The organism is Pantoea alfalfae (assembly GCF_019880205.1).
GTDB classification, from domain to species: Bacteria; Pseudomonadota; Gammaproteobacteria; order Enterobacterales; family Enterobacteriaceae; genus Pantoea; species Pantoea alfalfae.
The window spans coordinates 2502836-2515378 of the sequence record NZ_CP082292.1; the positions used below are offsets into that span (position 1 = coordinate 2502836).

The following is a 12543-nucleotide window of genomic DNA, read 5'->3' on the forward strand; positions in this document are numbered from 1 at the left end:
TGCCCTTAGCGAATATTAATCAATGCGTTAAACACGGTGCTGGCAGTCTGGAGCACCTGCGCATTGGCCATGTAATATTGCTGGTATTTGGTCAGATTGGCGTACTCCTCATCGAGGTTGACGCCAGAGACTGACTGCTGGCGTTCGGTCAGCTGACTGACCACACTTTTCTGCGTCGTGCTGGTGGTTTCCAGCGAGCTGGTTTTGTTACCCACGGTGCTGACGATAGCCGCATAGGCCTGCGACAGCGTGGCGTTGCCGCCGACCAGCTTTACATCCTGCAGATTCAGCAGTTTCTGCGCATTGCGGTTATCACTTTCACCGCCAACCGCGCTCGCAGCAGCCACCTGAGATTCACTGGTGATTGCCACGGACATGTCGTTAATCACATTCTGGACCGGCTTCACCAGGAAGCTGTCTTTGGCGGCAGGTGCAGGCGAGGCACCCACAGTCAGTTTCAGGCCATCAAAACTCAGCGTGGTATTGCCACTGGCATCGGTACTCTGGGTGATGGCGGCTGCGGTGCTGTCTGACGCACGCGTTGCGGTCCAGTTATTGCCGTCATAACTCACGGTGTAGTTAGTGGCTTTCAGCGCGCTGGTGTCGGTCCATTCAGCGGTCACGGAGGCGGCGGTACTGTTTTTACTGTTGCTCACCACGGCTGGACTGCCGATATTAAAGAAGTCGACGCCCTGGTCGCCGTGGCTGTCAAAGCCCTGCTTATGGACGTCGTTGAAGCTGGTGGTAAACGCCGCCGCTAACTGACCCAGCTGGTTCTGTGCCAGATCCAGATCCTGAGTGCGGAACGCCAGCAGACCGCCAAGCGAGCCGGTGGTGATCAGTTTTTCCGGAATCTCAACGTTGCCCGCCTGCCTGTCGACATAGCCAATCGTGGTACGCGTCGGATCGCTGCTGGCGCTCATCGCCACCAGCTCGTGAGATTTGTTGCCGTTAACCAGCGTCAGGCCGTTGGCCATTGATACTGTGTAATTGCCATCCTGCTGCGATACCGTCACGCCAACGACTTTATTCAGGTCATTGACCAGCTGATCACGCTTATCAAGCAGATCGTTAGGCGCCGCACCGTTGCCATTAGTCAACTTGCCAATCTGCTGGTTAAGATCGGCAATCTGGCTGGTGAGGGTGTTGACCTGTTTAACACTGGAGCTGACATCAGCATTGACGCTGTTCTGCATATTGTTCAGGTATTGCGCTGAGGTCTGGAACTGGTTCACCAGACCCTGTGCATTGCTGAGCATCGACTGACGCGCTGACGGATCGTTGGCGTTACTGACGACGTTCTGCAGGTTGGTAAAGAAGCCCTGCAGCGAGGTCGACAGGCTGGTCGTCGCGGTCGACAGCAGATCGTCAATGTTAGAAATCTGCGTATGCTGAGTGTCGACTGCACTGTAACTCGCGCTGGCACCCCGCAGCTGTGTGGCAATAAATGAATCATATTCACGTTGTACACCGGTAATGTTCACGCCGTTACCATAATAGCTATTACCCTGAAGGGTACTGTTCGCCTGCGCCAGTACCGTGGTCTGACGTGAATAGCCCGCCACGGTGTAGTTAGAAATGTTGTTACTGGTGGTGCTCAGAGCGGCCTGCGCGGCACTCAATCCGCTCATCGCGGAGTTAATTATGCTGGACATCTCGGTTCCTTACGTTCCCCGTCAACCGGGCTGGCAGACATCAAAGTGGGCGCCAGCAGGCGAAACGCTTCTGGCTATAGGGATGTTATCGGCTTGCTTAAGTGAAACTTGAGGCGAAATGATCAGAACAGGTCGCCAATATCCTGGCTGTATGCTTTGACGACTTTATCGCCCATGCTTTTGAATTGCTGAATCATTCCCACCAGCTTTTGCGCATATTTCGGGTCGGTGGCATAGCCTGCCGCCTGTAACGCCTGCGCGCCCTGCTCTGCGCTTGAGGCGTTGGTCACTGCCGCATAGCGAGGGTTTTTGGTCAACAGTTTGACGTAGTCGGTCAGCGCCTCGAAATAGGAGTTGTACACCCTGAAGCTGGCACGGACTTTCTTCGCTGCACCCTGCTCATATTCGGTGGTCATGATATCGGTGGTGTCACCTTTCCAGTCTCCGCTGGCTTTAATCCCGAACACGTTATAGCTCGGCTTGCCGTCGCGGGTCAGGATCTGTCGCTGGCCCCAGCCCGACTCCAGCGCAGCCTGCGCCAGAATCAGGTGATGTGGAATACCACTCTGCTGACTGGCCGCCTGCGCTGGCTGCGTCAGCTGAGCGATAAACTCACGGCTGTCGCTCGGCAGCCCCGTGGATGACGCGACCGGCGGCAGTCGTGGCATCGCCTTCCGCACCATCTGCTCCAGCTGCTGGGCGGGCAGTGGTGTGGCTCCGCTGGTGCTGAGAATAAAGCTGTTATCCAGCTTCATCGGCACCGTACCGGCTTTTTCATCCGGCGCGGTGGCGGGCTGCATCTGTTTGACGATGGTTTCCGCCAGACCGAGGCCACGCTTGCCCATCTCCTGTGCAATCTGCTGGTCATACATAGAGGTAAAAAGTTTGGTCTGCTCGTTGCCCATAATGCCGTCCTGCGGCAACGCATCGCGCATACTCTTCAGCATCATCTGTACAAACATCCCTTCAACCTGACGTGCAACCTGCAACGCATGTCCTTTCGGATCGTTGCTCGCCTGGCGTTTAAGATCATTCAGGGAGCGGCTGTCGAAAGCCGGACTCGTGACAGATTGCATATCAGCCATCAGATAATTTCCAGTTTGGCACGCAGACAGCCGGCACTCTGCATCGACTGCAGAATCGACATCAGTTCGATAGGTGATGCACCCAGCGCATTCAGCGCACGGACTACGTTATTCAGATTAGCGCTGGCATTGACGCGCTGCAGCGCACCGCCGGTCTGGCGGAGATCGATCTGGGTCTGCGTCGTCGCCACGGTCTGACCACCGGCCAGCGGTGTATCAGGCTGACTGACGTTCTGCTGCTGGTTAACCGTCACTGACAGGTTGCCCTGCGCCACTGCACACTGATTCAGCGTGACTTCGCGGTTCATGACGACCGAGCCGGTACGGGAGTTGATGATCACTTTGGCATCTTCAACCGGAATCGAGACATCAATGTTCTGGATCTCAGCCAGCAGACGCACCTGCGCACCATTATTCGGTGACACGCGGATCTGCACGGTACGGGCATCCAGCGGCTGCGCTGCGCCATAACCGCCACGGGCGTTGATCGCGTCCGCAATACGCTGCGCCATCGAGAAATCTTCATTGTTAAGCTGCAGGTTAAGGGTGTTCTGCGAGCCAAAGTTGCTCTGCAGTTCACGTTCAACCGTTGCACCGCCAGTGATGCGGCCACCGTTCAGCTGGTTGACCTGAACACTGCTGCCGCCCGCAGAGGCACCTGCACCACCGACCAGGATGTTACCCTGAGCCAGCGCATAGACCTGGTTATCAACCCCTTTCATCGGCGTCATTAACAGCGTGCCGCCGCGCAGGCTTTTAGCATTACCCAGCGATGAGACCACCACATCCAGGTTCTGTCCCTGACGGGCAAACGACGGCAGCTTAGCGGTCACCATAACGGCTGCCACGTTTTTCAGCTGCATATTGGTGCCCGCAGGCACGGTGATGCCAAGCTGCGACAGCATGTTGCTCACCGTCTGGGTAGTAAAGGGCGTCTGCGTGGTCTGGTCACCGGTGCCATCCAGACCCACGACCAGGCCGTAGCCCAGCAGCTGGTTATCACGTACGCCCTGTACCGTGGTTAAATCACGAATCAAATCGGCTTTGGCCAGCAGGCTGACGCCCAGCAGCAGCGCCAGCCCGGCGCGTAACAGCGTTAACTTTTTCATTGAAACCTCTTACATCGGCGAGATGTTCAGGAAGAAACGCTGGAACCAGCCCATGGTTTGCGCCTCATTGATGTAACCATTTCCGACGTACTCAATACGTGCATCGGCGACAGCGGTAGATAACACGGCGTTACTGGCGCTGATGGTGCGTGGGTTGACCACGCCCGAGAAGCGAATGAACTCCGTGCCCTGATTAATGGCGATCTGTTTTTCACCGACTACGTGCAGGTTGCCGTTTGACAACACCTGATCCACGGTGACGGTAATGGTGCCGGTAAAGGTGTTATTGGCGGATGCGCCGCCTTTACCTGCGAAGTCGTTTTTGCCTTCGGCGCTGAGATTGGCTTTTTCGCCACCTGCACCCACCAGGCCTGCCAGACCCGTCGGCACGCCGCTCACACCAAAGCTGTTGCTGCCGTCGCGGCTGGCACTGGCTGAGGAGCTTTTGCTGGCGCTGACGTTTTCCTGCAGCGTGATGGTCAGGGTATCGCCGATGTTGCGTGGACGGCGATCTTCAAACAGCGGCTGATAGCCGTAGTTAAGTGGCGCGACGCCCTGGAATATAGAGCCGTTTACCACCGGTGGCGCGGACGGCATCGGCTGCGCCGTGGTTGCCCCCTCGACCAGCGGAGTACGCGGGACCAGGGCACATCCGTTAAGAGTTAGCAGCAACGAGGCGACTAACCAATGTCCAGGCTTGAGAATCTGTTGCTTCGCCACGGTGTCACGACCTTATTAATGTCTGTATCTCAGGCCAGCACGGGCTGGCCCTGTTCGGGATTAAAGCTGGGTTAATTTCGCCAGCATCTGATCAGAGGTGCTGATCGCCTTGCTGTTGATTTCATAAGCGCGCTGCGTCTGGATCATGGTGACCAGCTCTTCCGCTACGTTAACGTTCGAGGTTTCGGTATAGCCCTGATAGAGCAGACCCGCGCCGTTCTGGCCTGGCGTGCTGTCGGTCGGTGCGCCCGATGCCTGGGTTTCCTTGTAAAGGTTTTCACCCACGCTATCGAGACCGGCGTCGTTCATAAAGGTGCTCAGCGTTAACTGACCGACCTGTGCGGCCTGAGCCTGACCCTGCTGCGTCACGCTGACCACACCGTCACGCGACACCGTAATGCTGGTGGCGTTGGCCGGAATGGTAATGCCTGGCTGTACCGGGAAACCGGAGTTGGTCACCAGCTGTCCGTTCTGATCAACCTGAAACGCGCCATCACGGGTATAAGCAGAGGTGCCGTCCGGCATCTGAATCTGAAAATAACCCTGACCGTTAATAGCAATATCTTTTGAGTTACTGGTCTGCGACAGGTTGCCCTGAGTATGCAGACGCTCAGTGGTCACCGGACGCACACCGGTACCGATCTGCAGGCCCGATGGCAGCGTTGTCTGTTCTGACGACTGCGTGCCCGGCTGGCGCATAGTCTGGTACATCATATCTTCGAACACGGCACGTGAACGTTTAAAGCCGTTGGTGCTGACGTTTGCCAGGTTGTTGGCAATGACGTCCATGTTCATCTGCTGCGCATCAAGACCGGTCTTAGCGATCCATAAAGAACGAATCATGTTGTTATCCTCGCGCCTTAGCTCATGTTCAGGAGCTGATTGGCTTTTTGTTCATTTTCGTCGACGTTGGTGATGACTTTCATCTGCATCTCAAAACGTCGGGCGTTGGCGATCATATCGACCATGGTTTCCACTGGTTTAACGTTGCTGCCTTCCAGCACGCCAGGCATCACCTGCATAGTGGCGTCAGCCTGCAGTGCGGCACCACGGGTCGCCTGCGTCGACGCAGTGGGACGGAACATGCCGTCATCACTGCGCTGCAGCTCCTGCCCGGTTGCCCTGACCAGCTTCAGCTTGCCCAGCTGAACCGTGGCGTTCGGCGAATCACCGGCGTTCAGCCCGGTGATGGAGCCGTCTGCCGCAATGGTGATTTCCGTACCCTGCGGGATCACAATCGGACCGCCATCGCCCATCACAGGATTGCCCTGAACCGTCAGCGTACCGGTCGGACTGATTTGCATATTGCCGTTGCGGGTATAGGCTTCGCTGCCGTCAGCGGTACGCACCGCCAGCCAGCCATCCTGCTGCACCGCCACATCGAGCGGACGCTCGGTGTAATCCATCGCGCCCTGACTCATGTCGGCGCCGGGTGTCGAGGCGGCGACCAGCGTACGGGTCGGCAGCGACCAGCCACTCACCGGCACCGCGCGCAGCGCATTCAGCTGTGCACGAAAACCCGGTGTTGAGGCGTTGGCGAGGTTGCTGGCGGTCACCGCCTGCTGATCCAGCGTCTGGCTGGCCGCGCCCATCGCGGTATATATCGCGTGATCCATATGGCAATCCTGTTAGCGAATTAACGTAAGTTAACCAGCGTGTTGAGAATCTGGTCCTGAGTTTTGATGGTCTGCGCATTCGCCTGATAGTTACGCTGCGCGACGATCATGTTCACCAGCTCTTTACTCATGTCGACGTTGGACGATTCCAGAGCGCCCGACGTCAGTGAACCGAAGGTGCCGGTGTTGGCCAGACCAATGGCTGCCTGACCGGATGCGCTCGAAGCCTGCCAGACATTGTCGCCCTGTGACTGCAGACCTTCCGGGTTAGAGAAGCTCGCCAGGACAATCTGACCCAGCAGCTGGGTTTTCTTGTTTGAGTAGCTACCGGTAATGGTGCCGTCATCATTGATCGCGTAGCTGGTCAGATCGCCTGGCGCATAGCCATCCTGCGTCGGGCTGCCAAAGGTGGTCGCGCCGGTGTTCTGCTGCAGGCTGCCCAGCATGCTCAGGTTGATTGGCTGATTGGCGACCGCGCCATTGGCGCCACCTACGTTCAGCGTCAGGCCAACAGTGCCATCCGTGGTGGTGCTCGCTACCGTACCGTTTGCAGCCAGCTTAGAGACGCTGGTCAGCTTACCGCTGGTATCAAACGCCATTCTGAAGTCACCCGCTGAGGTGCCGGTGTTGCCATCAATGGTGTGGACGGTCCAGCTGTTGCTGGTGGTGTCTTTCACGAAATACATGTCGAGCGCATGGTCATTACCCTGCGAATCGAACACGGTGGCGGTGGTTTTCTTGTTGTAGCTGTCTGCATTCGCCGTCGAGAAGGTGGTCACCGTTGGCGTGGTATCCGTTGAGTTCAGGTTGGCAACCAGACCGGCGGTGGTAGTGGCGCGGGCTGGCATCTGCTCAGTAGGAATTCGCAGCGCTACCGGGTTGGCACCCGACTGGATAGTGGCCGGTGAACCGCTTGCCGGATAGCCGGTGACGTTCAGGCCCTGGGTGTTTACCAGGTTACGGTTGGCATCCAGCGTTAACTGGCCGTTACGTGAATAGAAAACGCCGCCGCTGCTGTCGGTCATACGGAAGAAACCGTTGCCGCTCAGCGCAACGTCCAGGCCACGGCTGGTGGTGGTGGTCGCGCCATCGTTAAAGTTCTGGATCACCGCAGCGACTTTGGTACCGAGACCGACGTTAGAACCGGCGAACATATCGGCAAACGCGATGGTGCTGGATTTAAAGCCCGCTGTCGCGGAGTTAGCAATGTTGTTACCGATGACATCAAGGTTACTTGAAGCAGCACCAAGGCCGCTGACCGCTTGGGAAAATGACATGTGTTTGTTTCCTGTCTACAGGTTAATCAGAGAATCTGACGTACGTCGTCAAGGGTGGCGGAGCCCATGGTGCCGAGATCCAGTTTTGTGGTGTTGTTCGCAGTACTCACCCCATTGACGTAGGCGTAGTTAAGCGGTTGTGCCACCAGTTGTGTGTTGCCATTGCTTGCGGCAATCGCAACGCTGTATTTACCATCCGGCGCGACAGAGCCATCAGTCAGCTTGCCATCCCACGAGAAGGTGTGGACGCCAGCACTCAGCGCGCCCAGATCGACGGTGTCGATCACCGTGCCATTGGCATCTTTAATGGTGGCGGATGCGCCGGTAGAGGCGGAAGCCAGCTCCACGCCAAATGGCGTGGTGGTGCCGTTGCCTACCAGAATCTGTCCGCCATTAACCATCACGCCATGCCCAATCAGCGTGGAGCTCTGCAGCGACTGGCTGGTGCTGATCTGTCCGGAGATCGATCCCAGTGTGGTATTCAGTTTTTCAATGCCGCTCAGGGTATTGATCTGTGCCAGCTGCGTGGTGAGCTGGCTGTTATCCATTGGATTGGTTGGATCCTGGTTCTTTAACTGCGTCACCAGCATGGTCAGGAACTGATTCTGCAGATCCTGCGCGTTGTTGCCGGTGCCGCTGGTGCTGGATGAGCTAAGGACCGTGGGGTCCAGCTTTTCATTAACGCCTACCGCGATAGCCATCATTTTTCTCCGTTATTGCCCGATCGTCAGGGTTTTCATCATCATCGACTTCACGGTGTTGAGCACCTCGACGTTGGCCTGGTAGCTGCGTGACGCCGACATGGTGTTGACGCTTTCAGAAACCACATCCACGTTCGGCATCTTCACGTAGCCTTTGGCATCGGCCATCGGGTTGCCCGGGTCATAGACCAGCTTCGCAGGTGTCGGATCGTCCACGACGCGTGCCACTTTCACACCGCCGGTCGCTGAACCCGGGGCCGCATCGGTCTGGAAGACCACCTGCTTTGCCACGTAAGGCTTGCCATCGGGGCCGGTGACGCTGTCGGCGTTTGCCAGGTTACTGGCACTGACGTTTAATCGCTGTGATTGCGCGGTCATCGCTGAGCCGGCAATGTCAAAAATATTCAGCAAGGCCATAATTATTGCCCTTGTAACACGCTCATCATGCCTTTGATCTGGCTACTGATGAGGGTGAGGTCGGTTTGATATTTCAGGCTGTTATCCGCGAACTGCGTACGCTCACGGTCCATATCTACGGTGTTGCCGTCGGCAGAAGGCTGGTCAGGAATGCGATAAAGCATATCCATTGATGGCGCCCCGTTTGTCTGAGCTTCAATGTGGCGAGCTGACGTGACTTTTAACGCCATGCTGCTGCCTTCCGCACGACCATTGGACATCACCCGACTCAGCTCGCTGGCAAAGTCGATATCCCGGGCCTGATAACCAGGGGTATCGGCGTTGGCAATATTTGACGCCAGGATCTCCTGACGTTGAGCACGCAGGTTGAGGGCCTCCGTTCCAAATTTCAGCGCCGCATCCAGTTTGTCGAGCATGTTTCCTCCGCGTATGAGAATTTTGAGCTCGCAGCTTAATTTGAAAAAGCAAGCCGTCATCGTCTGAATAACGCCTTAAATGACCGCTATTTTGACAATTGAGGATTTTTCTTAACGGGTACACTCGTCGCCATCATCAGTGAGGAACTGCACAATGCGTCGATATCTGACTCTGCTGACCAGCCTGCTGGTCGTGATCGCCCTGCCGGCTTCTGCCGGGGATCTCAATGCACAACTGAATCAATTTTTTAAAGCGCGTGACGCTCAGCATGCTGAAGGCATGGTTGTCGTGGTGCGCACGCCGAAAGAGCAATGGCCAGCCTGTGAGATGCCAAAGTTCACCCTGCCAGGCAATAGCCGGTTATGGGGCAACATGAGCGTGGCGGCAAACTGCGATGAGAATCGCCGTTATATCCAGGTACAGGTTCAGGTCACCGGTTCCTATCTGGTGGCGACCCGGCTGCTAAGCCAGGGCAGCAGCGTCAGCGAAAGTGATTTCACGCTGCAGACCGGCCGCCTTGATACCCTGCCTGCCCGCGCCCTGCTGAATGCGGACGCAGTTGCAGACGCCGTAGTGCTGCGTGATATCCAGCCAGGACAGCCGATTAATCCTTCCACGCTGCGTCAGCCATGGCGTGTTAAGGCGGGTCAGAATGTGATGGTGATTGCCAGCGGTGACGGCTTTGACGCCAGCGGTGAGGGCAAGGCGCTGAACAATGCCGCCCGCTCGCAATTGGTTCGGGTAAGGATGGGAAATGGCCAGATTGTCAGCGGTAAAGTTCGCGAGGATGGGAATATTCTTATAACGCTGTAAAGTGTTAAAGAAGCCCGTAGTGCTGCCGATAGAAGAATCAACAAAGCGATAACGCTATTATGATTCAGGTGGCAGACTTCCCCTGACCGTACAGGAGCCCGAATATGAGCATTGACAGAACGCAACCTCTGAAACCCGCCAGCACCGTCCAGAGCCGTGACAGCAGCGAGACTGGCAGCAGCAAAGTGCGTCAGAGTGCCAGCCCGGTAGCAGCCACGACCCCCGCTGCAGCCCAGGTCAGCCTGAGCAGCGCGCAGTCGCAGCTGATGCAGCCGAGCAGCAAAGATATTAACGTCGAGCGCGTTGAACAACTGAAAACGGCCATTCGTAATGGCGAACTGAAGATGGATACCGGCAAAATCGCCGATGCGCTGATTGCCGACACTAAGGCGTATTTAGAGGGTAATTAATTGCCATGAGTAATTTGCAGACCACATTAGATAAGATGCAGGACGTGCTGGCGTCGCTTTCAGCGGTGCTGGAAGAAGAGCAGCAGCAACTGGCAGCGGGCAGCATTAACAGCAACCTGTTGCAGCGCATCACCGAAGATAAAAGTGCACTGCTCAGTACGCTGAACTATCTGGATGAGATGCGCCGCACCGCTGAACAGAGTCAGGCGACAGCAGCACCTTATCGTGGTCAGAACGACATGGCGCGCCGCTGGGACAGCATTCAGCAGCATACCCGTCGTCTGCAGGACGCCAATGTTCATAATGGCCTGCTGCTGCAACACCAGATCCGCTACACGGAAAATGCACTTGAAGTGCTGAAGCCGCATCAGACCCAGGCCTTTTACGGCCCGGATGGGATGGGTAAAGGCCAGGCGACGTTAAGTCGCAAAGCCTGAACCGGAAAGTAGCGAAAAAAATCCCGCCTGGTGCGGGATTTTTTATTGGTGCGTTTTTCCTTCACCATGATGAGCTTTAAAATTGAGCCTGCACAGGGAACAGGGGCAGATCGGAAAGACGCTAAAGCCAATCCCTGGCCGCTCGGCCCGCGCGTTTACGCACCTCATCCCTGAGGTGCGCCCGTTGCCGGGCCAACGCGTTGCGTTCTTCAAAAACGCTCCCGGCGTTTTTGTCCATGGCGCGGGACGCTTTCCTCCTCTGCCCCTGTTCCCTGCGCGTTGAATTTATTTATTGCGGCACGCTTTACACAGCGGTGCGCCGCGCATAGTCACGCAACCGGAAGCCCAGCAGCCCCAGCGCCAGGAAATAAGCCCCGCCACCCACTGCACAAACCGCCGCCAGACGCAGCAGTCGCCACAGCATGGAGCCCTGTTCCCATGCCGGCATCCACTGCAGCATGGCAAACAGCGCGCCGGCCATCACCACCACGGCAATCAGCAGGCGGAGCAGGAAGCTGCTCCAGCCCGGCTGCGGCATAAAGATATTCTTCTTACGCAGCTGCCAGTAGAGCAGCGACGCATTCAGACAGGCCGCCAGACCAATCGACAGTGACAGACCGGCATGTTTCAGCGGACCAATAAACGCCAGGTTCATGAGCTGCGTCATGATCAGCGTGATAATCGCGATTTTCACCGGCGTTTTGATGTCCTGACGGGAATAGAAGCCCGGTGCCAGCACCTTAACCACAATCAGGCCCATCAGTCCCACGGAGTAGGCGATCAGCGCACGCTGCGTCATCAATGCATCAAAGGCGGTGAATTTACCGTACTGGAACAGCGCCACGGTCAGCGGACCGGAGAGCATGCCCAGCGCCACGGCACTCGGCAGCGCCAGCAGGAAGCAGAGGCGCAGCCCCCAGTCCATCAGTCGGGAATATTCATCATGGTTGCCGCTGGCAAAACTTTTAGCCAGCGACGGCAACAGAATGGTGCCCAGCGCCACGCCCAGCACACCCGAAGGAAACTCCATCAGCCGATCGGCGTAGTACATCCAGGAGACCGAACCCGAAACCAGAAACGAGGCGAAGATGGTGTTGATGATCAGTGAGATCTGACTGACGGAAACGCCCAGAATGGCCGGTCCCATCTGACGCATCACCCGCCATACGCCCGCGTCACGCAGATTCAGGCGCGGCAGCACCAGCATTCCCAGCTTCTTCAGGTGAGGAAGCTGATAGCCGAGTTGCAGCACACCGCCCGCGACCACGGCCCAGGCCAGCGCCATCACTGGTGGATGAAAATGCGGCGCAGCAAACAGCGCAAAACCAATCATGCTGACATTCAGAAGGGTCGGCGCAAACGCCGGCACCGAGAAGCGGTTCCAGGTGTTCAGCACCGCCCCCGCCAGCGAGGCCAGCGAAATCAGCATAATGTAGGGGAACGTCACTCGCAGCAGCGAGCTGGTCAGTGCAAACTTATCGGCACTGTCGGCAAAGCCGGGCGCCGTGACCATGATGACCCAGGGCGCAGCGATCATCCCCGCCATCGTGACCAGCGCCAGTGCCAGCGTCAGCAGGCCTGAGACGTACGCCAGGAACAGTTTTGTCGCCTCTTCACCCTGCTTGCTTTTATATTCAGCCAGAATCGGCACGAACGCCTGAGAAAATGCGCCTTCAGCGAAAATACGGCGCAGCAGATTGGGCAGTTTAAACGCAACAAAGAAGGCATCGGTCGCCATTCCGGCACCAAACACCCGCGCCACGATGGCATCACGGGCAAAGCCCAGTACGCGGGAAAACAGGGTCATAGAACTGACCGCTGCCAGCGATTTCAACAAATTCATAATTGACGGCGCATCCTGAAAAGAATCGGCAAAAAAGGAGAAT

At 56.9% G+C, this 12543-nt stretch carries 14 protein-coding genes; 3 read left to right on the forward strand and 11 right to left on the reverse strand.

The genetic code is table 11. The features are described 5' to 3' along the window. Positions 1 to 5: 5 nt before the first annotated feature. From flgK to flgB, 10 genes are all read right to left on the reverse strand, one after another. The gene (gene flgK / locus K6R05_RS11670) at positions 6 to 1655 is read right to left on the reverse strand and encodes a flagellar hook-associated protein FlgK (RefSeq protein ID WP_161733786.1); all 1650 of its coding nucleotides are present in this window, start codon (positions 1653 to 1655) and stop codon (positions 6 to 8) included. Between the two features lie 122 nt (positions 1656 to 1777). After that, complete coding sequence (gene flgJ / locus K6R05_RS11675; RefSeq protein WP_222924194.1) at positions 1778 to 2740, reverse strand: flagellar assembly peptidoglycan hydrolase FlgJ; 963 nt, start codon at positions 2738 to 2740, stop codon at positions 1778 to 1780. Then, a complete protein-coding gene (locus tag K6R05_RS11680; RefSeq protein WP_161733791.1) occupies positions 2740 to 3849 on the reverse strand; it encodes a flagellar basal body P-ring protein FlgI in 1110 nt (369 codons plus the stop codon). The genes flgJ and K6R05_RS11680 overlap by 1 nt, the downstream gene beginning before the upstream one ends. Positions 3850 to 3858: 9 nt before the next feature. Further along, positions 3859 to 4569, reverse strand: a complete 711-nt coding sequence (locus K6R05_RS11685) for a flagellar basal body L-ring protein FlgH (protein WP_033732242.1) — start codon at positions 4567 to 4569, stop codon at positions 3859 to 3861. A 60-nt stretch (positions 4570 to 4629) separates the two neighbouring features. After that, complete coding sequence (flgG, locus tag K6R05_RS11690) at positions 4630 to 5412, reverse strand: flagellar basal-body rod protein FlgG (protein WP_222924195.1); 783 nt, start codon at positions 5410 to 5412, stop codon at positions 4630 to 4632. A 17-nt stretch (positions 5413 to 5429) separates the two neighbouring features. Further along, the gene (locus tag K6R05_RS11695; RefSeq protein WP_013357443.1) at positions 5430 to 6185 is read right to left on the reverse strand and encodes a flagellar basal body rod protein FlgF; all 756 of its coding nucleotides are present in this window, start codon (positions 6183 to 6185) and stop codon (positions 5430 to 5432) included. Positions 6186 to 6205: 20 nt separating this feature from the next. After that, the gene (gene flgE, locus K6R05_RS11700) at positions 6206 to 7462 is read right to left on the reverse strand and encodes a flagellar hook protein FlgE (RefSeq protein WP_222924196.1); all 1257 of its coding nucleotides are present in this window, start codon (positions 7460 to 7462) and stop codon (positions 6206 to 6208) included. A gap of 26 nt (positions 7463 to 7488) precedes the next feature. Beyond that, positions 7489 to 8163: a flagellar hook assembly protein FlgD gene (flgD, locus tag K6R05_RS11705; RefSeq protein WP_013357441.1), complete on the reverse strand. Its 675-nt coding sequence runs from the start codon at positions 8161 to 8163 to the stop codon at positions 7489 to 7491. A gap of 12 nt (positions 8164 to 8175) precedes the next feature. Continuing rightward, positions 8176 to 8580 (reverse strand): flagellar basal body rod protein FlgC, encoded by a 405-nt coding sequence (gene flgC, locus K6R05_RS11710; RefSeq protein ID WP_013357440.1) that lies wholly within the window; start codon positions 8578 to 8580, stop codon positions 8176 to 8178. Between the two features lie 2 nt (positions 8581 to 8582). After that, complete coding sequence (flgB, locus tag K6R05_RS11715; protein WP_003849889.1) at positions 8583 to 8996, reverse strand: flagellar basal body rod protein FlgB; 414 nt, start codon at positions 8994 to 8996, stop codon at positions 8583 to 8585. 154 nt (positions 8997 to 9150) lie between these two features. Between flgB and flgA the strand changes: the two genes are divergently transcribed. The 3 genes from flgA to flgN all read left to right on the forward strand — a co-directional run bounded on the left by flgA (position 9151) and on the right by flgN (position 10657). Beyond that, a complete protein-coding gene (flgA, locus tag K6R05_RS11720; protein WP_222924197.1) occupies positions 9151 to 9810 on the forward strand; it encodes a flagellar basal body P-ring formation chaperone FlgA in 660 nt (219 codons plus the stop codon). Between the two features lie 104 nt (positions 9811 to 9914). Continuing rightward, positions 9915 to 10220 (forward strand): flagellar biosynthesis anti-sigma factor FlgM, encoded by a 306-nt coding sequence (flgM, locus tag K6R05_RS11725; RefSeq protein ID WP_161733797.1) that lies wholly within the window; start codon positions 9915 to 9917, stop codon positions 10218 to 10220. A 5-nt stretch (positions 10221 to 10225) separates the two neighbouring features. Beyond that, positions 10226 to 10657, forward strand: a complete 432-nt coding sequence (gene flgN / locus K6R05_RS11730; protein WP_161733799.1) for a flagellar export chaperone FlgN — start codon at positions 10226 to 10228, stop codon at positions 10655 to 10657. Positions 10658 to 10961: 304 nt separating this feature from the next. Here flgN and murJ read toward each other — a convergent pair whose 3' ends face one another. Then, positions 10962 to 12500 carry a murein biosynthesis integral membrane protein MurJ gene (gene murJ, locus K6R05_RS11735; RefSeq protein WP_161733801.1) on the reverse strand — a complete coding sequence of 513 codons (1539 nt, stop codon included), beginning with the start codon at positions 12498 to 12500 and terminating at the stop codon, positions 10962 to 10964. Between the last annotated feature and the right edge of the window lie 43 nt (positions 12501 to 12543).

What these genes read in the sequence shown, in the direction of transcription:
- flgK (WP_161733786.1), bottom strand. Translation starts at nt 1,655, where the DNA reads ATGTCCAGCATAATTAACTCCGCGATGAGCGGATTGAGTGCCGCGCAG.
- flgJ (WP_222924194.1), bottom strand. Translation starts at nt 2,740, where the DNA reads ATGGCTGATATGCAATCTGTCACGAGTCCGGCTTTCGACAGCCGCTCC.
- K6R05_RS11680 (WP_161733791.1), bottom strand. Translation starts at nt 3,849, where the DNA reads ATGAAAAAGTTAACGCTGTTACGCGCCGGGCTGGCGCTGCTGCTGGGC.
- flgG (WP_222924195.1), bottom strand. Translation starts at nt 5,412, where the DNA reads ATGATTCGTTCTTTATGGATCGCTAAGACCGGTCTTGATGCGCAGCAG.
- K6R05_RS11695 (WP_013357443.1), bottom strand. Translation starts at nt 6,185, where the DNA reads ATGGATCACGCGATATATACCGCGATGGGCGCGGCCAGCCAGACGCTG.
- flgE (WP_222924196.1), bottom strand. Translation starts at nt 7,462, where the DNA reads ATGTCATTTTCCCAAGCGGTCAGCGGCCTTGGTGCTGCTTCAAGTAAC.
- flgD (WP_013357441.1), bottom strand. Translation starts at nt 8,163, where the DNA reads ATGGCTATCGCGGTAGGCGTTAATGAAAAGCTGGACCCCACGGTCCTT.
- flgC (WP_013357440.1), bottom strand. Translation starts at nt 8,580, where the DNA reads ATGGCCTTGCTGAATATTTTTGACATTGCCGGCTCAGCGATGACCGCG.
- flgB (WP_003849889.1), bottom strand. Translation starts at nt 8,996, where the DNA reads ATGCTCGACAAACTGGATGCGGCGCTGAAATTTGGAACGGAGGCCCTC.
- flgA (WP_222924197.1), top strand. Translation starts at nt 9,151, where the DNA reads ATGCGTCGATATCTGACTCTGCTGACCAGCCTGCTGGTCGTGATCGCC.
- flgM (WP_161733797.1), top strand. Translation starts at nt 9,915, where the DNA reads ATGAGCATTGACAGAACGCAACCTCTGAAACCCGCCAGCACCGTCCAG.
- flgN (WP_161733799.1), top strand. Translation starts at nt 10,226, where the DNA reads ATGAGTAATTTGCAGACCACATTAGATAAGATGCAGGACGTGCTGGCG.
- murJ (WP_161733801.1), bottom strand. Translation starts at nt 12,500, where the DNA reads ATGAATTTGTTGAAATCGCTGGCAGCGGTCAGTTCTATGACCCTGTTT.